The following is a 20,413-nucleotide window of genomic DNA, read 5'->3' as shown; positions in this document are numbered from 1 at the left end:
ACGTGAATGTTTTAGTTATTGGAAAAGGCGGAAGAGAGCATACAATTGCATGGAAAGCTTCAAAAAGTCCACTTGTTAACGAAGTGTTTGTAGCACCAGGAAATCCGGGCATGAGAGATGTGGCAACGATTGTACCAATCGATGAAAGCAGCCAAGAAGAGCTTGTGCTATTTGCAAAAGAAAACAAGATTGGATTAACAATTGTTGGACCAGAAAATCCGCTAATTGAAGGCATTGTTGATCGATTTGAACAAGAAGGTCTTCCAGTCTTTGGACCGCGCAAACAAGCAGCGATGATTGAAGGAAGCAAAAGCTTTGCAAAAGAGCTCATGAAAAAGTATGATATTCCAACCGCAGCGTATGAAACATTTACGTCTTACGAGGAAGCAAAAGCATATGTGGAAAAGCAAGGCGCTCCAATTGTTATTAAAGCAGACGGCTTAGCGGCTGGTAAAGGTGTAACTGTTGCTTTAACAGTGGAAGAAGCTGTAGATACATTACGTGATTTTCTAGTTGACCAAAAATTTAAAGAAGCAAGTGCAAAAGTAGTTGTAGAAGAATTTTTGGATGGTGAAGAATTTTCATTAATGGCATTTGTACGCGGTACAAATGTATATCCAATGGTAATTGCACAAGATCATAAGCGTGCTTTTGACGGCGATCAAGGACCAAACACAGGAGGCATGGGAGCTTACTCTCCTGTTCCGCAAATCAGTGATGCAGAAGTACAAGAGGCTGTAGAAAACATCTTACTTCCAATGGCTAAAGGATTAGCTGAAGAAGGCTGTGAGTATACAGGAATTCTATATGCTGGTCTGATTCAAACACAAAAAGGACCAAAAGTTATTGAATTTAATGCGCGTTTTGGAGATCCGGAAACCCAGGTTGTACTGCCCCGTATGAAAAGCGATTTAGTCGATGTGCTTCTTCGCATTTTGAAAGAAGAAAAAGTAGAAATTGAATGGGATGATGAAGCAGCTATCGGAATCGTATTAGCAGCAGCAGGCTACCCAGAAGATTATCAAAAGGGTGCGCCAATTAACGGATTGGATGCGATTAGTGAAGACGCGCTTGTTTTCCACGCTGGTACAGCTTTAGAAAACGACACATACGTTTCAAACGGCGGCCGTGTTCTATTAGTAGGTGCTAAAGGAGCAACTCTTCAAGAAGCGCAGCAAGAAGTATACAAGCAAATGGCTCATATCGATGTAGAAAAAGGCTTTTTCTATCGTAAAGACATCGGCCATCGTGCATTAACAAAAGCAGCTTTAAAATAAAAAAGGAGAGCTCCGGCTCTCCTTTTTACCTTATGAAGGATTATACGTTTCTTCATTTCCATTTGGATGGTGTTCATGTTCATCATGTTTTTGACATGAATCATATGCGTACGTAAGAGGGCAAAAACGCGTGATGCCTTCTGCCACTTTTAAAGCTCCCATTAATCCTAAGAAGATGTATGAATCTTTGTACGGTCTGCGAGATAAACGAGATGTTGTCCAAGAAAGAAGGGTAAAGCCCAGTGTAAGTCGAATTAATGCGTTAACAATACCGATATTTGGTTTCATGTTTTATCACCTTTATTCATAAAATTAATAACAGTTTCTGAATGCGTTTACATCACGGATGTGTTACGATAAAAATACATAGTAAATTAGGGGGAATTTAGCATGCCGGAACAAAGATACCGCTGGAAAAGCAAACATATTAGACAGCAGCTCTTAGTATTAAACGGTCAAAAAGCACCAACTATTGTCTTAAAAGATGCAACATATTTGAACGCTCGAATGAAGCAGTGGAAAAAAGCACATATTTGGGTTTACCAAGACCGTATTGTATACGTCGGCTCAGAGATGCCTAAGCACACAGACGCTTCTACAGAGATTATAGACTGCAGTGAGAAATATGTGGTTCCTGGGTATATTGAGCCGCATGTTCACCCGTTTCAGTTATATAATCCCCAGACTTTTTCCCAATATGCAGCCAAGCACGGAACAACGACTTTATTTAATGACAATTTAATTCTCGCTTTACAGCTCGAACAAAAAACGGCGTTTTCATTGATTGAAGAAATGAAAACGTTACCACAATCGCTGTATTGGTGGTGCAGATTTGATTCGCAGACGGAAATTGATGAAGAGGCTGACATCTTCTCACATACGAACATTACTTCTTGGCTACAAAATGAAGCTGTCTTACAAGGAGGCGAACTGACAAGTTGGCCGAAGCTTTTAGACGGAGATGATTTAATGCTTCACTGGGTTCAAGAGACAAAACGGATGAGAAAGCACATTGAAGGACATTTCCCAGGGGCGTCAGCATTTACCTTGGCAAAAATGAAATTGCTCGGAGCAGACAGCGATCATGAGTCTATGACGGGGGAAGATGTTGTTGCTCGGTTAACACAAGGCTATGACGTTGCTTTGCGCCACTCTTCAATTCGGCCGGATTTGCCAAAATTGCTGCAGGAGTTAAAAGAGCTGCAGGTAGATTATTTTGACCATATTACGATGAATACAGACGGTTCTCCGCCTTCTTTTTACCAAAATGGCGTGTCAGATATGTTAATTACATTAGCTATTTCAGAAGGGGTTCCCGTGTTAGATGCTTATAATATGGTGTCTGTAAATATTGCTCGCTATTATAACATGGAACATTTGCACGGGCATGTAGCAACAGGCTGTGTGGCTAATATTAATATTTTAGAAGATCCTATGCGGCCTACTCCGGTCTCTGTGCTAGCAAAAGGAAAGTGGATGAAAAAAGAAGGCAAAGAACAAGCATTAGCCTCAGTAGAATTTCCTTGGGAAAAGTTTGGTTTTTCACCGTTAAAGTTGGACTTTGATTTAACGATGGACGATTTTCAATTTTCAATGCCAGTAGGCGTAAAAATGAAAAATGCTGTTATTATGGAGCCGTATTCAATTCACTTGAATGTGAGCGGAGATGTATTAGCCTCTGATCATGATGAAAGTTTTTTAGTGCTGGTGGACCGAGAAGGTAAGTGGCGGATCAATACGCTGTTAAAAGGATTTGCAACAAATGTATCAGGACTGGCAAGTTCATTTTCAAATACAGGTGATTTTATTTTAATTGGAAAATCGAAAAAAGATATGATGTGTGCATTTAAACGTATGAAAGAAATTGGAGGCGGTATTGTCATTACAGAAGATGAGAAAGTAGTATACGAACTGGATCTTCCGTTAAAAGGAGTCATGTCGAATCTGCCGATGGAGGAATTAAGTAAACGAGAGGTAGAACTCAAGAAAGTGCTGGGTGAGCGAGGATACAAGCACGATGATCCCGTCTATTCACTGCTGTTCTTTTCGTCTACACATTTGCCCTATATTCGTATCACGCCAGTAGGAATTTATGATGTTATGAATAAAAAAGTACTTTTTCCGTCTATAATGCGTTAAAATATAAAAGTATCAAAGGAATTTGAAATTTGTATGAAATTGGCTGTCTTCATACAGAATGAATGTATGTGCAAATAAATATAGAAACTGTATTTTATAGATAGAAACAACCAGTAAAGAAAGCCAATGATAAAGGAGTTCGATACGATGCAAATCAACAAACTACGAGGAAAAGAATTAGATCAGCTATTTCAAGCGATTTTATCATTAGAAAACCTTGAAGAATGCTATCAATTTTTTGATGACCTATGTACAGTTAATGAAATTCAATCATTAGCACAGCGCTTAGAAGTAGCAAGAATGCTGAGAGAAGGCAACACGTACCATAAAATTGAGACGGAAACTGGAGCAAGCACAGCGACTATTTCCCGTGTTAAACGCTGCTTGAATTATGGAAGCGATGCGTATCAAATGGTGTTAGAACGCCTTCAAGAAGATTCAAATCAAAAGTAAAGCGTATGGCTGAAGCAGCCATACGCTTATTTTTTAATTAAAATTGAGTTGCTTCTTCAATGATATTTTTAAGGTCGCTAATTGCTACACGTTTTTGTTCCATTGTGTCGCGGTTACGGATTGTTACTTGATTGTCCTCTAATGAATCGAAATCGAATGTAATACAGAACGGCGTACCGATTTCATCATGGCGACGGTAACGTTTACCGATTGAACCAGCATCATCATAGTCAATCATAAAGTATTTTGCTAAATCTTCAAAGACAGCGCGAGCTTCGTTAGAAAGCTTTTTAGAAAGTGGCAATACAGCAGCTTTAAATGGTGCTAAAGCAGGGTGAAGCTGCATAACTGTACGAGAAGAGCCATCTTCTAACGTTTCTTCTTCATATGCATCAATCATATAAGCTAATGTTACACGGTCAGCGCCTAAAGAAGGCTCGATGCAGTAAGGTACATAGCGTTCGTTTGTTTCTTGATCAACATATTGGAAGTCTTCTCCAGAGTGTTCCATATGCTGCTTTAAGTCATAGTCTGTACGAGAAGCTACGCCCCATAGTTCTCCCCAGCCGAATGGGAACTTGTATTCAAAGTCTGTTGTTGCATTACTGTAGTGAGAAAGTTCATCATCATCATGATCGCGAAGACGAACGTTTTCTTCTTTCATACCAAGAGAAAGAAGCCATTTGTTACATGTTTCTTTCCAGTAGTTAAACCACTCTAATTCAGTGCCTGGTTTACAGAAGAATTCAAGTTCCATTTGTTCAAATTCACGCGTACGGAATGTGAAGTTACCAGGTGTAATTTCGTTACGGAAGCTTTTACCCACTTGGCCGATACCGAACGGAAGCTTTTTACGCATTGAGCGCTGAACATTTTTAAAGTTTACGAAAATACCTTGAGCTGTTTCAGGACGAAGGTAAATTTCATTTGTTGATGTTTCAGTTACACCTTGGTGCGTTTTGAACATTAAGTTAAATTGACGAATTTCAGTGAAGTTAGCTGAACCACACTCAGGACATGTAATTTCATGTTCTTTAATTAAGTCAGCCATTGCATCAAATGAAAGGCCGTCTACGATCATTTCAATGCCTTTTTCTTGAAGTTTTTCTTCAATTAATTTATCGGCACGATGACGGGCTTTACAATCCTTACAGTCGATCATTGGGTCATTAAAGTTTCCTAAGTGACCAGAAGCTTCCCATGTTTTTGGATTCATTAAAATCGCAGCGTCTAAACCAACGTTGTATGGAGATTCTTGAATGAATTTTTTCCACCATGCTTTTTTAATATTGTTTTTTAATTCTACGCCAAGCGGGCCGTAATCCCATGTATTTGCAAGACCGCCGTAAATTTCAGATCCTTGAAATACAAAGCCGCGGTGTTTAGCGTGAGATACGATTTGATCCATTGTTTTTGACATTCTAATTCCTCCTGTAAATGGTAGTGATTCAAGCGAAACAAAAAGAGCGGGTACAAAAAAACTCTCGTCCCTGGGCATATCAACAATATGCCCAGGGACGAGAGTTTTTCCCGCGGTTCCACCCTGGTTGATACAAAATGTATCCACCTTCGTCTGTATATACTCCAGATTGCCTTTTCCTTAAACCATTCTCTAGGCTCCCACCGTCCCTAGTTCGCTTTGTGAAGAGGATTTAAGTACTATTGATCCTTCAGCGTATATCATATGAATTTTAGTAGCTATATATTAGCATATCCTATGCAGAGAAACAATAACCTTGTGCAAAATGGGCTTTTTTTGTGATGTTTTCTTCGGGGATTTGAGGATAAAACCATATCTTTTATACATATTTTTTGAAAACAAAAAACGTGATGAAAAGTTCGGTTTTCCTTTCATTTCACCCCCTTAGTTTTGTTATAATGAACAAATGGACAAGCGCGAACTTTTAAGTGTAAAGAAATGGAGGAACATATATGTATGATATTAAAGAGTGGAGACATGTCTTTAAATTAGATCCTAATAAAGAGATTTCAGATGCAGATTTAGAGAAAATTTGCGAATCCGGCACGGATGCGGTTCTTGTCGGAGGATCTGATGGAGTGACTCTAGACAATGTACTGCAGCTGTTAATGCGTATTCGCCGCTACACGGTGCCGTGTGCGCTTGAAGTATCAACAATTGACTCTGTAACACCTGGGTTTGATTCTTATTTTATTCCGACCGTTTTAAACAGCAAGGATCCAAAGTGGATTGTTGATTTACATCACGCAGCTATGAAGGAATACGGAGAGATCATGGACTGGGATGAAATTTTTGTAGAAGGATACTGCGTACTTAACCCCGAAGCAAAAGTAGCTGCGCTAACGGAAGCGAAAACAGATTTGGATGCAGAAGACGTTGTAGCGTATGCTCGTATGGCTGAACGCATGTTTCATTTGCCCGTTTTTTATCTAGAATACAGCGGAACGTATGGAGATCCTGAATTAGTGGCAGAAGTGAAAAATTCACTAAATGAGACGAAATTATTTTACGGCGGAGGTATTGAGACAAAAGAGCAAGCGAGTGAGATGGGAGAGCTAGCCGATACGGTTATTGTAGGAAATGTTATTTATACAAATTTATCGGAAGCGTTAAAAACTGTAAAAGCAGTAAAAAAGAATATTGCACAGTGAAAAATAAATAAAGTAGAATAGAGAATATATGTTCGATATAGGCGGTGAAAACGTGAATTTTTTAAGTGAAAAATTATTAACAGGATTAAACCCTCAGCAACAAGAGGCAGTTAAAACGACAGACGGACCACTATTACTTATGGCCGGTGCAGGAAGTGGGAAAACACGTGTATTAACGCATCGAATTGCGTTTTTAATGGCAGAAAAAGAAGTTGCACCTTGGAATATTTTAGCCATTACTTTTACAAACAAAGCAGCTCGTGAAATGAGAGAGCGTGTTTCAAATATCGTTGGCGGAGTGGCAGAAGATATCTGGATTTCAACGTTCCACTCGATGTGCGTGCGTATTTTACGAAGAGATATTGATCGTATTGGCTTTAATCGTAACTTTACGATTTTAGATTCAACGGATCAGCTGTCCGTTATTAAAAATATTTTAAAAGATCAAAACATCGATCCAAAAAAATTCGATCCGCGCTCGTTATTAGGAAGCATTAGTTCAGCTAAAAATGAACTAAAAGTAGCGGAAGAATTTGATAAAACAGCAGCGGGACCGTATGAAGAAGTTGTAAGCAAAGTCTACAAAGAGTATGAAAAGCGTTTAAAGAAAAACCAAGCGCTCGATTTTGATGATTTGATTATGACAACGATTCAGCTATTTAAACGAGTTCCTGAAGTGTTAACTTACTATCAGCGCAAGTTTCAATATATTCATGTGGACGAGTATCAAGATACAAACCATGCACAGTATATGCTGGTTCGCTTGCTAGCTGCAAGATTTGAAAATGTATGCGTAGTAGGGGATTCAGATCAGTCTATTTACCGCTGGCGCGGGGCTGATATTACAAATATCTTGTCATTTGAAAAAGATTACCCAAAAGCCAAAACTATTTTGCTTGAACAAAATTATCGTTCAACTAAAACGATTTTGGCTGCGGCAAACGGCGTCATTGCAAACAATATGAATCGTAAAGTGAAAAACTTATGGACGGAAAACGATGAAGGTCAGAAGATTTATCATTACCAAGCAATGAGTGAGCATGATGAGGCACAGTTTGTAGCACGTAAAATTAAAGAAGCAGTAGACAGCGGAAAGCGTAAATACAGTGATTTTGCCATTTTGTATCGTACAAATGCACAGTCTCGTGTGATGGAGGAAGTGCTGTTAAAATCCAATATTAATTATACAATTGTCGGCGGCATTAAGTTCTACGACCGCAAAGAGATTAAAGATTTGCTTGCGTACTTGCGCTTAATTGCCAACCAAGATGATGACATTAGCTTAGCTCGTATTGTGAACGTTCCAAAGCGCGGAGTGGGAGCTACTTCAGTCGATAAAGTGGCCAATTATGGAAACGTTCATGACATTTCTATTTTCAAAGCGCTGGATGAAGTAGAATTAATGGGGTTAACAGGCAAAGCAACAAAAGCCCTTCGTGATTTCCAATCGATGATTTCGAACTTAGCTCAAATGCAAGACTATATGTCTGTTACAGAGCTTGTGGAACAAGTATTAGAAAGAACAGGATACCGTGAAGCGCTTAAAGTGGAAAAAACAATTGAAGCACAAAGCCGTTTAGAGAATATTGATGAGTTTTTATCTGTCACAAAAACGTTTGAAGAAGCAAGTGAAGATAAAAGCTTAGTAGCATTTTTAACCGATTTAGCACTTGTTGCTGATATCGATAAGCTTGACGACGAGGAAGAAGAAGAGAACGAACAAGTGATTCTGATGACGCTTCACTCGGCAAAAGGTCTAGAGTTCCCGGTTGTTTTTCTAATGGGTATGGAAGAAGGTGTATTCCCTCATAGCCGATCATTATTCGAAGATAATGAAATGGAAGAGGAACGACGCTTAGCCTACGTAGGGATTACGCGTGCTGAACAAGAATTGTATTTATTAAATGCTCAAATGCGCACACTATTTGGTAAAACAAACGTTAATCCAAAATCCCGCTTCATTGGAGAAATCCCAAGCGAGCTTGTGGAATCTTTAAATGAAGCAATGCGCAAACCTGCTGCTGGTCGTTCAGGGGCTTCAGCTTCGCCTTTTGCAGCGCGCCGACAAGCGGCCGTGGCAAAAACGAAGCTTGTGTCAACAGGCAGTGAATCAATTGGATGGAGCGTTGGAGACAAGGCCGAGCATAAAAAATGGGGAATTGGTACAGTTGTAAGTGTAAAAGGAGAAGGAGATTCAAAAGAATTAGACATTGCTTTTCCTAGTCCTACAGGTGTAAAAAGACTGCTTGCTAAATTTGCCCCGGTTACGAAAGTGTAATCGTGAAAAGGAGCTAGAATATGGAGTTTGAGACAGCAAAATCACGCGTTCAAGAATTACGCGACTTATTAAATCAATATGGCTATGAATATTATGTGTTAGATCAGCCATCTGTTCCAGATGCAGAATACGATAAATTAATGAATGAGTTAATTGAGATAGAAGAATCATTTCCAGAATTAAAAACAGCTGACTCACCTACTCAGCGCGTCGGCGGCCAAGTGCTCGATGCGTTTGAGAAGGTTCAGCATCAAACGTCTATGCTAAGTTTAGGAAATGCATTTAATGAAGAAGACCTTCGGGATTTTGATCGCCGAGTGCGCCAAGCCGTTGGAGATGAGTTTTCTTATGTATGCGAACTTAAAATTGACGGCCTTGCTGTATCTCTTCGCTATGAAGATGGATACTTAGTGCTGGGAGCTACGCGCGGAGACGGTACGACGGGTGAAAATATTACTGAAAACTTGAAAACAATTCGCTCTATTCCACTGCGAATTAAAGAACCATTATCAATGGAAGTTCGCGGAGAAGCATTTATGCCGAGAAAATCATTCGAAGCACTTAATGAAGCAAAAATGGAAAGGGATGAAGTTCCGTTTGCTAACCCGCGTAACGCAGCTGCAGGCTCACTGCGTCAGCTAGATCCTAAAATTGCGGCAAAACGTAATTTAGATATCTTTGTATATGCCATGACTGATACAGGAGAATTAGAAATCGACTCTCACAGCGAAAGTTTGAATTTACTCGATGAGCTTGGTTTTAAAACAAATAAGGAAAGACAGACGTGTGAAACCATTGATGATGTGATTGCTTACATCGAAAGCTGGCAAACGCAACGTCCAGAACTATCTTATGATATTGATGGCATTGTTGTAAAAGTAGATTCATTTGATCAGCAGGCTGAGCTTGGAACAACGGCCAAAAGTCCACGTTGGGCTATTGCTTATAAGTTTCCTGCTGAAGAAGTTGTAACCAAGCTTGTAGATATTGAACTGACGGTAGGCCGTACAGGTGTCATTACGCCAACAGCTATTTTGGAGCCTGTTCAAGTAGCAGGTACGACGGTACAGCGTGCGTCTCTTCACAATGAAGATTTGATTCGTGAAAAAGACATTCGGATCGGAGATTATGTCGTAGTAAAAAAAGCAGGAGATATTATTCCTGAGGTAGTGAATGTGATTGAGGAGAAGCGAACGGGAGAAGAGCAAGAGTTTACGATGCCTACTCACTGCCCGGAATGTGAAAGTGAACTGGTGCGTTTAGAAGGAGAAGTTGCGCTTCGCTGCATTAATCCAAGCTGTCCTGCTCAAATTCGTGAAGGACTTATTCATTTCGTGTCCCGCAATGCGATGAACATTGATGGACTTGGTGAAAAAGTTATATCGCAATTATTTCGCGAACAGTTAATTAAAGACGTAGCGGATATTTATACGCTTACAAAACAGCAGTTAATCGAGCTTGAGCGCATGGGTGAGAAATCTGCTGATAATTTGATTGCAGCCATCGAAGCATCGAAAGAAAATTCGCTTGAGCGTTTGCTTTTTGGTTTGGGCATTCGCCATGTCGGAGCAAAAGCTGCAAAGACGTTAGCTCAGCACTTTGAAACCATAGACAAGTTAACAAAAGCAACGTATGATGAATTAGTGGCAATTAATGAAATTGGTGCCAAAATGGCTGATGCTATTGTCGCTTACTTTACACAAGAAGAGGTTCAAGAACTTATACATGAATTAAAAGAGTATGGAGTAAACCTTACATACAAAGGACCCAAGCTTGTAAGTGTAGAAAATGTAGATTCTGTTTTTGCTGGTAAAACCGTTGTATTAACAGGTAAGCTTGAACAGTTATCTCGCAATGATGCAAAAGCACAAATTGAAGCACTTGGCGGTAAAGTCACAGGAAGCGTAAGTAAAAAGACAGACCTTGTTGTGGCAGGGGAAGAGGCTGGTTCCAAACTGACAAAAGCTAACGAGCTTGAAATTGAAGTATGGGATGAGGCAAGGCTACTTACGGAATTAAATAAATAAGAGGTGTGTGTAGTTGAAAAAGATATTGTTACTTTCTCTTGCGGTCATGCTTGTAACTTCAGCGTGTGCACCGAATCTTTCGGACGATAAAGAGACTGTTCAACAAACCAACAATAAGAAAGAAAAAGCAGTTATTCCGAAGTATAGTATTTCAGATGATTATTACCGAACAATTCTTCCATTTAAAGCGGGAGTGGCAAGAGGCTTAGTAGCAGCAAACTTAAACAACCGCTTGGATGCGCAAGAATTTGAAACAGGCTTAATGCGCTTATCGACAGATAGCTATTCTCCGAAAAAATATGTGTATCAAGAAGGCCAGTACCTTGATAAAGATACTATTCGCTCATGGTTAAGCCGTAAGCTGAGCGATAAACAGTTTAAAGATCTTCAAAGCAAAACAAAAGATGATACGGCGAAAAAGAAGCTTAAAAACAATGGATTAAACCCAATCGATACAGAAAAAGGCGATTTGAAAACTCGTAATGAAACAAGTCCAATGTACTTAGCGAACATTACTGAGCAAGACTACCTTATTCAAGACGGAGACGACAAGGTAAAACTTGGAGGCGTCACAATTGGCCTGGCGATGAATTCCGTTCATTATTATACAGAAGAAAATGGTTATGCTCGTGAAGTGAAGCTTACAAATAAAGAGATTGAAGCCCAAGGAAAGCAAATGGCAGATGAGATTGTTAAGCGTATGCGCAACATCAAAGGCTTAGAAAATGTGCCAGTTCGAGTAGCATTATTCAAACAAAGTGCTAAGTCCTCTTTAACACCGGGTAACTTTATAGCTGTCGGAAATGCAGGTTCAAATGATACGGCCGTTGGCAGCTGGGATAATTTAGACGAGCAATATTATTTATTCCCATCATCAGATGCAACAAAAGATCACCGAGATGATGCGATGAAATTTGATGAGTTTAAAGCGCAAATCGAAGACTATTTCCCGAACTTTACAAGCGTAGTAGGGAAAGGGTATTACAAAGATGGACAGCTTCAAAAAATGACGATTGATATTCCCGTACAATTTTACGGAAAAGGTGAAATTGTAGGATTTACTCAGTACGTTGCTGGTTTAATGCTTGATCATTTCCCTTCATATATGGAAACGAGTATCTCTATTAACTCAGTAAGCGGACCGGAAGCGCTCATTGTTAGAAAAGCAGATGAAGACAAGCCGTTCGTTCATATTTACGAAGAGTAAGCAAAAAAAGACACTGCTCAAGCAGTGTCTTTTTTCAATTCTATGAAATTGCCTCCTATGAAGAAATGGCGTGAGAATTTTGTCTCGTAAACTTAGCAAGATAATAAGCAGCAAATGCAAACGCATCTTGTTCGGTTGTCCGCTCTTCATACGGGCGCTTTTTATCCAGCTCAAATTCTTTCTGATAATAAGGGATGTGATCTTGAATATAGTGGCGCAGCTCGTGAAAGATCGTTTCAATAAGCGGAAGATAGTCATCAAATTTAAAAATAAATATAATGCCGACTTCTCGCCAGTAAACGCCTGATGCAAACTGCAGGTATTCTGCTTCTTCTTCTCCAAGAGCAGAGACAATTTTATTGGCTTCGCATGAATCACAAAAAATGATAGGAATATGAAAGGCTTTATTTAAACAAGCAAAAACATCTTTTTGCAAGGTGGGCAAATCCCACTTGAATTCTTCATCTAATACAAACCATCTTCCGCTTTGCTGATACACAGGGCGCTGGTGGATGACTGACTGTATAAGTATTTTATTCAATTTTTATAGCACCTCTTTTACGGTAAAGTAGTTATTCGTTTTCTTTACTTTCCCAAAGACTAGTGAAATTAAAACATGGTGGTGTGTTCATCTGAAGCATGTTTCTCTTTCTATCTATCTTTTCTAAAAAGAAGGTTATTTTATACCTATGCAAGAGAGAAATATTTTATGACGAAGGAAAAGTATGGAATGTTGTTTGAATGAAATAGATTTGGTATAAAATAGAAGTGATAAATGTAAGCCCTGTCTTGCCTGGCGGGGTTTTTAATATTTTAGGAACTAGTCTCAGAAATGTTGCCTGTTGCTAGTGAAGTTTGGTATTATCAGTATATTGTAGTGGGACGAATATTCGGAGGTGAAGGAACATGTCAAGAATTTCTGTTGATCAAGTAAAACACGTTGCAAACTTAGCGAGACTTGCGGTGACGGATGACGAAGCAGAACTATTTACAAAACAATTAGATGCTATTATTACATATGCAGAACAATTAGATGAGTTAGATACTACAAATGTAAAACCAACTTCTCACGTATTGGATATGAAAAACGTAATGCGTGAAGATAAGCCAGCTAAAGGTTTACCAATTGAAGACGTAGTAAAAAATGCGCCAGACCACAAGGATGGCTACATTCGAGTGCCAACTATTTTAGAATAAGGAAGGAGGCTTTACGATGTCTTTATTCGATCGTAAACTTTCAGAACTACATAGCCTTTTACACAAGAAAGAAGTACGTGTACAAGATTTAGTAGACGAATCATATAAACGTATTAATGAAGTAGATGATAAAGTAGGTGCGTTCTTAGCGCTTAATGAAGACAATGCTCGTGCTTATGCAAAAGAGCTAGATGAAGCACTACAAACAAAAGATGAATTTGGCCTATTATTTGGTATGCCAATCGGTGTAAAAGATAATATTGTCACAAAAGATTTGCGTACAACTTGCTCTAGTAAAATTCTAGCAAACTTTGATCCGATTTATGATGCAACAGTTGTTCAAAAATTGCAGGCAGCTGAAGCGGTAACAATCGGTAAATTAAATATGGATGAATTCGCAATGGGTTCTTCAACTGAAAACTCAGGTCTTCAGTTAACGCGCAACCCATGGAATTTAGATTACGTACCAGGTGGATCTAGCGGTGGTTCAGCTGCAGCTGTAGCAGCAGGAGAAGTTCCGTTTTCTTTAGGTTCTGATACAGGTGGTTCAATTCGTCAGCCAGCTGCTTATTGCGGTGTTGTCGGATTAAAACCAACGTATGGTCGCGTATCTCGTTACGGATTAGTGGCATTTGCATCTTCTTTAGATCAAATCGGACCAATCACAAATTCTGTTGAAGATAATGCATACTTACTTCAAGCAATTTCAGGCGTAGACCCAATGGATTCTACTTCTGCTAATGTTGATGTACCGGATTATGTATCTGCTTTAACAGGTGACGTAAAAGGTCTTAAAATTGCTGTTCCAAAAGAATACTTAGGCGAAGGTGTAGGCGAAGAAGCTCGCCAGTCTGTTTTAGATGCACTAAAAGTGTTAGAAGGACTAGGCGCAACTTGGGAAGAAGTATCACTTCCACACTCTAAATACGCATTAGCTACGTATTATCTATTATCTTCTTCTGAAGCGTCTGCTAACTTATCTCGTTTTGACGGCGTTCGCTACGGATATCGTACAGATAATGCTGAGAACTTAATCGAAATGTACAAGCAGTCTCGAAGCGAAGGCTTTGGAAACGAAGTAAAACGCCGTATCATGCTTGGAACATTTGCGTTAAGCTCTGGTTATTATGATGCTTACTACAAAAAAGCACAGCAAGTACGTACGTTAATCAAGCAAGACTTTGAGTCTGTATTTGAAAACTATGACGTTATCATTGGGCCAACTACGCCAACTCCATCATTCAAAATTGGTGAGAAAACAGATGATCCATTAACAATGTATGCAAACGATATTTTAACAATCCCAGTAAACCTTGCTGGAGTACCTGGTATTTCTGTGCCTTGCGGCTTATCAAATGGATTGCCATTAGGGTTACAAATTATCGGTAAGCATTTCGACGAAAGCACAATCTATCGTGTTGCTCATGCATTCGAACAAGCAACTGAGCATCATAAAGCGAAACCAGCACTGTAAGGGGTGAGATAAAGATGAACTTTGAAACGATTATTGGTCTTGAAGTACACGTTGAGCTTAAGACAAAATCTAAAATTTTCTCAGCAAGTCCAAACGCATTTGGTGCGGCTCCAAATGCTAACACAAGTGTAATTGACTTAGGTTATCCTGGCGTATTACCTGTGTTAAACAAAGAAGCAGTTGATTTTGCAATGAAAGCAGCGCTTGCGCTAAACTGTGAAATCGCAACAGATACAAAGTTTGACCGTAAAAACTATTTCTATCCGGATAACCCAAAAGCTTATCAAATCTCTCAATTTGATAAACCAATTGGCGAGAACGGTTGGATTGAAGTAGAAGTTAAAGGTGAAACGAAGCGTATTCGTATCAACCGACTTCATTTAGAAGAAGATGCTGGTAAGCTAACGCATACAGGCGATGGCTATTCACTAGTAGACTTCAACCGTCAAGGTACACCTCTAATTGAGATTGTATCAGAAGCAGATATGCGTTCTCCTGAAGAAGCATATGCTTATTTAGAAAAATTAAAATCAATTATTCAATATACAGGCGTATCTGATTGTAAAATGGAAGAAGGTTCACTTCGCTGTGATGCCAATATTTCTTTACGTCCAGTTGGACAAGAAGAGTTCGGTACAAAAGCTGAGTTAAAGAACTTAAACTCATTTAACTATGTGCGCCGCGGTCTTGAACACGAAGAAATTCGTCAAGAAAAAGTGTTATTGTCTGGTGGCTTAATCGAGCAAGAAACACGCCGTTTTGACGAGTCTACGGGCGAAACAATTCTAATGCGTGTAAAAGAAGGATCTGACGACTACCGCTACTTCCCAGAGCCTGACTTATTAGAATTACACATCGACGAAGAGTGGAAAGAACGTGTTCGTGCTTCGATTCCTGAACTTCCAGATGCTCGTAAAAAGCGCTATGTAGAAGAGCTTGGCTTACCTGCTTATGATGCAATGGTATTAACGCTAACAAAAGAAATGTCTGATTTCTTTGAAGCAACGCTTGCTGCGGGCGGAGATGCGAAGCTATCTTCTAACTGGTTAATGGGTGAAGTTTCTGCTTACTTAAACTCAAACCAAAAAGAACTTTCAGATGTAGCCTTAACACCTGAAGGTCTAGCTGGTATGATTCAATTAATTCAAGAAGGTACAATTTCGTCTAAAATTGCGAAAAAAGTATTCAAAGAATTAATTGAAAATGGCGGAGATGCAAAGAAAATTGTAAAAGAAAAAGGTCTTGTACAAATTTCTGATGATGCAACTTTACGTAAATTCGTAACAGATGCATTAGATGCAAACCCTCAATCTATTGAAGATTTCAAAAACGGTAAGGATCGTGCAATTGGCTTCTTAGTTGGTCAAATTATGAAAGCCTCAAAAGGCCAAGCGAACCCACCGATGGTTAATAAAATTCTTTTAGAAGAAATTAATAAACGCTAAATTTGATAACTAAATGTGAGGTGGATATCCATCTCACATTTATTATGAGTAAGGGCGATCGCGCTGAAGGTATGAATAAAAACCGAAACGTGAATATTGTATATCAAGGTTAATTTCTTTATAATATGTTTGTTCATGCCCCCTCTTGTTGATGATGTAATGTGAGGGGGCATTCTTTCACTGATAAAAGTAGGCAAAGATTTGTGACAAATTATCATTATTAGGATGATGAATATGAAAAGAGCGAGAATTATTTATAACCCGACATCGGGCCGTGAAATTTTTAAGAAAAACTTACCGGAAGTCTTGCAAAAGCTAGAGCAAGCAGGCTACGAAACATCTTGTCATGCTACAACTTGCGCTGGTGATGCAACAGAAGCTGCTAAAGTAGCAGTAGAACGTCGTTTTGACGTTGTAATTGCAGCCGGTGGAGACGGTACCATCAATGAAGTCGTAAACGGTATCGCTGGACAAGACTATCGTCCGCAACTAGGTATTATTCCTGTTGGAACAACCAACGACTTTGCTCGTGCCATTAATGTGCCACGTACGATTGAAGGCGCTATTGATGTCATTGTAGAAGGCGTAACAAAGCCAATTGACTTGGGCTGTGTAACAAACGACGGAGAAACGCATTACTTTGTAAATATCGCCGGAGGCGGCCGTTTAACTGAATTAACATATGAAGTGCCAAGCAAGTTAAAAACAATGCTTGGACAGCTAGCTTACTATTTAAAAGGCATGGAAATGCTTCCTTCTATTAAACCAACATCTGTTGAAATTGAGTATGACGGAAAATTCTTTGGCGGCGAGATTATGTTCTTCCTCGTTTCCTTAACGAACTCAGTCGGCGGTTTTGAAAAGCTGGCACCAGATTCTTCTTTAGATGACGGCATGTTTGATTTAATTATTTTAAAGAAAGCAAATTTAGCTGAATTTATTCGAATTGCGACACTTGCGCTGCGAGGAGAACACATCAATGATCCTCATATTATCTACACAAAAGCGAACCGTGTTAAAATTCATACAAATGATAAAATGCAGTTAAATCTAGATGGCGAGTACGGCGGATTATTGCCTGGGGAATTTGTAAACTTATATCGCCATGTAGAAATCTTTGTTCCAAAAGCAACAGCTGAATTGATGGAAAAAAATGAGATCGCCTAATTGCGATCTTTTTTCATGCTTTTCTTTGTTTGGCTTTGGCTCTTATGGTACAATCAGTTCAGCATTTTCAAATGACTAAAAGGATGTAACGATAAATGGAAAAATTAAAACCACCTGTAGAAAAAAATGAATATATAGATGTTGCGTTTGAAGATTTAACGCATGATGGAGCGGGTGTAGCGAAAGTGAACGGATTTCCTGTTTTCGTTCAAAATGCGCTGCCCGGCGAAAGCGGCCAAGTAAAAGTCATTAAAGTAAAAAAAGGCTATGCGTTTGGCAAGCTTATCAAGCACCATACAATTAGTGAACAGCGTGTTGAAGCACCCTGTCCGGTCTACAAGCAGTGCGGAGGCTGTCAGCTGCAGCATGTAAGCTATGAAGGACAGCTGCAATTTAAACAAAAGCAAGTAAAAGACGTCATGGCGCGAATTGGCCATTTACCTGACGTTCCGGTACATTCGACCCTAGGAATGAACGATCCTTGGCGCTATCGAAACAAAGCTCAAGTTCCCGTAGCAGAACGAGAAGGCGGTTTGATCGCTGGGTTTTATCAGCAGCGAAGCCACGACATCATTAACATGGATGCCTGTTTGATTCAGCAGCAGGCAAATGATGATGTTGTTCAAGCTGTCAAATCAATCTGTGAAAAGCATGGCGTTTCTGCTTATCAAGAACAAAAACATAAAGGCTCACTTCGTCATATCATGGCGCGCTACGGACTTGTAACGGGTGAAATCATGGTTGTCATTGTGACTCGTACAGCTGAGCTGCCAAACAAAAAGCGTATTATAGAAGACATTATCGAAGCCGTGCCGAACGTGAAATCAATTGTTCAAAACGTAAACAGCAAGCGCACAAACGTCATTTTAGGGAACCAAACGAACGTACTTTGGGGAGAAGAATATATTTACGATTATATCGGCGACGTTAAATTTGCCATTTCAGCAAAATCATTTTACCAAGTAAACCCTGAGCAAACGAAAGTGCTTTATGACAAAGCGCTTGAGTATGCAGATTTAACAGGAGAAGAAACGGTAATTGACGCCTACTGTGGAATCGGAACAATCTCGTTATTTCTCGCTCAAAAAGCGAAAAAAGTATATGGCGTTGAAATCGTGCCTGAAGCAATTGAAGATGCAAAGCGCAACGCTGAGCTAAACGGTATTCACAACGCTGAATTTGAAGTAGGCGAAGCAGAAGTCGTCATTCCAAACTGGTACAAACAAGGCATCAAAGCGGACGTCATCGTCGTAGATCCGCCGCGAAAAGGATGCGACGAAGCTCTTTTGAATACCATCATTGACATGAAGCCGAAAAAAGTTGTCTATGTTTCATGCGGACCAGCAACTCTCGCACGTGACCTAGCTATTTTAGAAAAAGGGGGATATGAGACGGTTGAAGTTCAGCCTGTTGATATGTTTCCGCATACGACGCATGTGGAGTGTGTTTCACAGTTAGTTTTAAAAAATAATTAAGAAGTTATGGCTTCTTAATTGGAGAAAATTTGTAATGAATTTTGATGATCTTGTTCTCAAATACATCAATCTTTTCAACAAAGCGTAATAGCATTTCCGTTGTTAAATCATTAAAGTTTAAGAAGTTTTTTAATTGTTCTTTGATGGTAGAAACATTATCTCTTGAGGGGGTTTCTGCCATCCTTTTTTTAATATCCAATTTTTCAACTTCTAGCTGTGTTAGCTTATCCTGTACCATTACTACCAATTCATCATAATCTTCTTTTGAAATATCCTCAATAACAAACTTTTGTAAGGCATTACGTTTTATTTTCATTTGGTTTTCGATTTGATTGTCAATATACGAGAGTTTCTTCTTATTGCTATTCATACTAGTTTGGATCTTACTTGTAATATGCTTTTCTAAATTAGGGTGATTTAAGCTATTATACATGTCTTTAAGATCCGCTAGAATTATTTCTATAAGATGTTGTTCTTTGATAGCATGACTTGTACAGATTTTATTCCCATATTTAGCATAATTGCCACACACATAACCTTTTCGATTAGCTCGGTACCACATTGCTTTACCGCAGTCAGAACAATAAGTGATATTGGTAAAGAGATGTTTGGGTGCTTTTGTTTTGCCTCTACCTCGTCTAGCTTTAATTGCAAGGAGGCTTTGTGCTTGTTCAAATATCTCCTTTGAGATAATAGGCTGATGAGTGTCAGTAACAACGACCCAATCCTTAGGACTATTTGTCTTCCTAGCTTTATTAGTAACATTAAGAGAAGTTTCCCTGCCTTGGACAAGATTCCCTACATAATGAGGATTTTGTAAAATTGTTTTAATAGAGGAACCTTGCCAATATAGGCTTGCGTTATTTTTACCAGCAACTCGTGAAGGAGTGGGAATATCTTTTTCTGTAAGGTAGCTAGCAATCTTATCATGTCCCCAACCTTGTAAATACTTATTGTAAATATCACGTACTACCTCGACAGTATAATCAGTCTTAATTACAAGTTTGCCTTCTTGGAGAGAATAGCCGTAGGGCGGAATGCTCCCCATAAACTTACCGCTTTTATACTTTGTACGATAGACAGCTTTTATACGGTCACTACTACGTTGGCTTTCATTTTCGTAGATCCATGCATACAAACCAAACATAACTTGTTTTGTGAAGTCTTGAGTATCTACCTTGTTATCCAAGGTAATTAAACGGATTCCTTTTGTTTCAGCAATTCTCTTTAGTTGATATAAAAGTTCTACGTTCCGTCCCAACCTACTCAATTCCTTAGCTACTATTACATCAAATGCTTTATTTTCTGCATCATCAATTAACCGCTTTAATCCATCTCGTTTATCAGTAGTACCCGTTTGAACATCCGTATAGAAGTCATGTAAATCAAAATTCTCTTCGGTAATAAAGTCCAAAATCATAGCTTTTTGATTCTCAGGCGATTCTTTTTGACCTTCCTTGTTAGTTGAAACTCGAATATAACCCGCTACTTTCATTCTTGTCGCCTCCATTTCTTTTGGCGACTATATCTACTTGTTTATTATTGTAAGCGGCAGATATAATTCTTTCAATTTCTTTTTCTACTTGACATGTGATTAATGACTCAAAATCTATTTTTTGTGTATATACTCTTTTAACCTGCAT

General features: G+C 39.1%; 16 protein-coding genes. 12 read left to right on the top strand and 4 right to left on the bottom strand.

Features of this window, described 5'->3' with window-relative positions; all coding sequences use genetic code 11:
* Positions 1 to 2: 2 nt before the first annotated feature.
* Positions 3 to 1,277, top strand: coding sequence for a phosphoribosylamine--glycine ligase (gene purD, locus ACFX4G_RS20370; RefSeq protein WP_025752919.1), 1,275 nt, complete (start codon positions 3 to 5; stop codon positions 1,275 to 1,277).
* A gap of 30 nt (positions 1,278 to 1,307) precedes the next feature.
* Here purD and ACFX4G_RS20365 read toward each other — a convergent pair whose 3' ends face one another.
* The gene (locus tag ACFX4G_RS20365; RefSeq protein ID WP_016762773.1) at positions 1,308 to 1,565 is read right to left on the bottom strand and encodes a YgaP family membrane protein; all 258 of its coding nucleotides are present in this window, start codon (positions 1,563 to 1,565) and stop codon (positions 1,308 to 1,310) included.
* 102 nt (positions 1,566 to 1,667) lie between these two features.
* Between ACFX4G_RS20365 and ACFX4G_RS20360 the strand changes: the two genes are divergently transcribed.
* Both ACFX4G_RS20360 and ACFX4G_RS20355 read left to right on the top strand, forming a co-directional pair.
* On the top strand, positions 1,668 to 3,416 hold the full coding sequence (locus ACFX4G_RS20360; protein ID WP_025752917.1) for an adenine deaminase C-terminal domain-containing protein: 1,749 nt from the start codon (positions 1,668 to 1,670) through the stop codon (positions 3,414 to 3,416).
* A 147-nt stretch (positions 3,417 to 3,563) separates the two neighbouring features.
* Positions 3,564 to 3,869: a YerC/YecD family TrpR-related protein gene (locus tag ACFX4G_RS20355; RefSeq protein ID WP_013081447.1), complete on the top strand. Its 306-nt coding sequence runs from the start codon at positions 3,564 to 3,566 to the stop codon at positions 3,867 to 3,869.
* Between the two features lie 37 nt (positions 3,870 to 3,906).
* Here ACFX4G_RS20355 and ACFX4G_RS20350 read toward each other — a convergent pair whose 3' ends face one another.
* Complete coding sequence (locus ACFX4G_RS20350; RefSeq protein WP_013055049.1) at positions 3,907 to 5,289, bottom strand: glycine--tRNA ligase; 1,383 nt, start codon at positions 5,287 to 5,289, stop codon at positions 3,907 to 3,909.
* A 512-nt stretch (positions 5,290 to 5,801) separates the two neighbouring features.
* Here ACFX4G_RS20350 and pcrB point away from each other — a divergent pair.
* The 4 genes from pcrB to ACFX4G_RS20330 are packed head-to-tail and all read left to right on the top strand — an operon-like array spanning position 5,802 to position 12,012.
* Positions 5,802 to 6,500 carry a heptaprenylglyceryl phosphate synthase gene (gene pcrB / locus ACFX4G_RS20345; protein WP_016762776.1) on the top strand — a complete coding sequence of 233 codons (699 nt, stop codon included), beginning with the start codon at positions 5,802 to 5,804 and terminating at the stop codon, positions 6,498 to 6,500.
* 28 nt (positions 6,501 to 6,528) lie between these two features.
* Positions 6,529 to 8,778, top strand: a complete 2,250-nt coding sequence (gene pcrA / locus ACFX4G_RS20340; protein WP_013081449.1) for a DNA helicase PcrA — start codon at positions 6,529 to 6,531, stop codon at positions 8,776 to 8,778.
* 20 nt (positions 8,779 to 8,798) lie between these two features.
* A complete protein-coding gene (gene ligA, locus ACFX4G_RS20335) occupies positions 8,799 to 10,805 on the top strand; it encodes an NAD-dependent DNA ligase LigA (RefSeq protein ID WP_377576470.1) in 2,007 nt (668 codons plus the stop codon).
* A 13-nt stretch (positions 10,806 to 10,818) separates the two neighbouring features.
* Complete coding sequence (locus ACFX4G_RS20330; protein ID WP_014461929.1) at positions 10,819 to 12,012, top strand: CamS family sex pheromone protein; 1,194 nt, start codon at positions 10,819 to 10,821, stop codon at positions 12,010 to 12,012.
* Positions 12,013 to 12,067: 55 nt separating this feature from the next.
* Here ACFX4G_RS20330 and ACFX4G_RS20325 read toward each other — a convergent pair whose 3' ends face one another.
* A complete protein-coding gene (locus tag ACFX4G_RS20325; protein ID WP_043975804.1) occupies positions 12,068 to 12,553 on the bottom strand; it encodes a DUF3920 family protein in 486 nt (161 codons plus the stop codon).
* 365 nt (positions 12,554 to 12,918) lie between these two features.
* Between ACFX4G_RS20325 and gatC the strand changes: the two genes are divergently transcribed.
* The 5 genes from gatC (at position 12,919) to rlmD (ending at position 18,770) form a co-directional block, all read left to right on the top strand.
* Positions 12,919 to 13,209, top strand: coding sequence for an Asp-tRNA(Asn)/Glu-tRNA(Gln) amidotransferase subunit GatC (gatC, locus tag ACFX4G_RS20320; protein WP_013055055.1), 291 nt, complete (start codon positions 12,919 to 12,921; stop codon positions 13,207 to 13,209).
* A 16-nt stretch (positions 13,210 to 13,225) separates the two neighbouring features.
* Positions 13,226 to 14,683, top strand: a complete 1,458-nt coding sequence (gene gatA, locus ACFX4G_RS20315) for an Asp-tRNA(Asn)/Glu-tRNA(Gln) amidotransferase subunit GatA (protein WP_013055056.1) — start codon at positions 13,226 to 13,228, stop codon at positions 14,681 to 14,683.
* Between the two features lie 14 nt (positions 14,684 to 14,697).
* Entirely contained in the window at positions 14,698 to 16,128 is a 1,431-nt protein-coding gene (gene gatB, locus ACFX4G_RS20310; protein ID WP_013055057.1) for an Asp-tRNA(Asn)/Glu-tRNA(Gln) amidotransferase subunit GatB, read from the top strand.
* A 234-nt stretch (positions 16,129 to 16,362) separates the two neighbouring features.
* Positions 16,363 to 17,295 (top strand): diacylglycerol kinase, encoded by a 933-nt coding sequence (locus ACFX4G_RS20305; RefSeq protein ID WP_016762783.1) that lies wholly within the window; start codon positions 16,363 to 16,365, stop codon positions 17,293 to 17,295.
* 95 nt (positions 17,296 to 17,390) lie between these two features.
* Positions 17,391 to 18,770: a 23S rRNA (uracil(1939)-C(5))-methyltransferase RlmD gene (gene rlmD, locus ACFX4G_RS20300; RefSeq protein ID WP_377576467.1), complete on the top strand. Its 1,380-nt coding sequence runs from the start codon at positions 17,391 to 17,393 to the stop codon at positions 18,768 to 18,770.
* Positions 18,771 to 18,774: 4 nt separating this feature from the next.
* Here rlmD and ACFX4G_RS20295 read toward each other — a convergent pair whose 3' ends face one another.
* Positions 18,775 to 20,265, bottom strand: a complete 1,491-nt coding sequence (locus ACFX4G_RS20295; protein ID WP_377576464.1) for a recombinase family protein — start codon at positions 20,263 to 20,265, stop codon at positions 18,775 to 18,777.
* Positions 20,266 to 20,413: the final 148 nt, after the last annotated feature.

This window comes from Priestia sp. YIM B13486 (assembly GCF_042787865.1).
Taxonomy (GTDB): Bacteria; Bacillota; Bacilli; order Bacillales; family Bacillaceae_H; genus Priestia; species Priestia megaterium.
Note: the sequence above shows the minus strand (reverse complement) of the source record. Positions and strands in the feature narration are given on the sequence as shown.

What these genes read in the sequence shown, in the direction of transcription:
- ligA (WP_377576470.1), top strand. Translation starts at nt 8,799, where the DNA reads ATGGAGTTTGAGACAGCAAAATCACGCGTTCAAGAATTACGCGACTTA.
- gatA (WP_013055056.1), top strand. Translation starts at nt 13,226, where the DNA reads ATGTCTTTATTCGATCGTAAACTTTCAGAACTACATAGCCTTTTACAC.
- ACFX4G_RS20355 (WP_013081447.1), top strand. Translation starts at nt 3,564, where the DNA reads ATGCAAATCAACAAACTACGAGGAAAAGAATTAGATCAGCTATTTCAA.
- ACFX4G_RS20350 (WP_013055049.1), bottom strand. Translation starts at nt 5,289, where the DNA reads ATGTCAAAAACAATGGATCAAATCGTATCTCACGCTAAACACCGCGGC.
- pcrB (WP_016762776.1), top strand. Translation starts at nt 5,802, where the DNA reads ATGTATGATATTAAAGAGTGGAGACATGTCTTTAAATTAGATCCTAAT.
- rlmD (WP_377576467.1), top strand. Translation starts at nt 17,391, where the DNA reads ATGGAAAAATTAAAACCACCTGTAGAAAAAAATGAATATATAGATGTT.
- pcrA (WP_013081449.1), top strand. Translation starts at nt 6,529, where the DNA reads ATGTTCGATATAGGCGGTGAAAACGTGAATTTTTTAAGTGAAAAATTA.
- ACFX4G_RS20305 (WP_016762783.1), top strand. Translation starts at nt 16,363, where the DNA reads ATGAAAAGAGCGAGAATTATTTATAACCCGACATCGGGCCGTGAAATT.
- gatB (WP_013055057.1), top strand. Translation starts at nt 14,698, where the DNA reads ATGAACTTTGAAACGATTATTGGTCTTGAAGTACACGTTGAGCTTAAG.
- gatC (WP_013055055.1), top strand. Translation starts at nt 12,919, where the DNA reads ATGTCAAGAATTTCTGTTGATCAAGTAAAACACGTTGCAAACTTAGCG.
- ACFX4G_RS20295 (WP_377576464.1), bottom strand. Translation starts at nt 20,265, where the DNA reads ATGAAAGTAGCGGGTTATATTCGAGTTTCAACTAACAAGGAAGGTCAA.
- ACFX4G_RS20360 (WP_025752917.1), top strand. Translation starts at nt 1,668, where the DNA reads ATGCCGGAACAAAGATACCGCTGGAAAAGCAAACATATTAGACAGCAG.
- ACFX4G_RS20365 (WP_016762773.1), bottom strand. Translation starts at nt 1,565, where the DNA reads ATGAAACCAAATATCGGTATTGTTAACGCATTAATTCGACTTACACTG.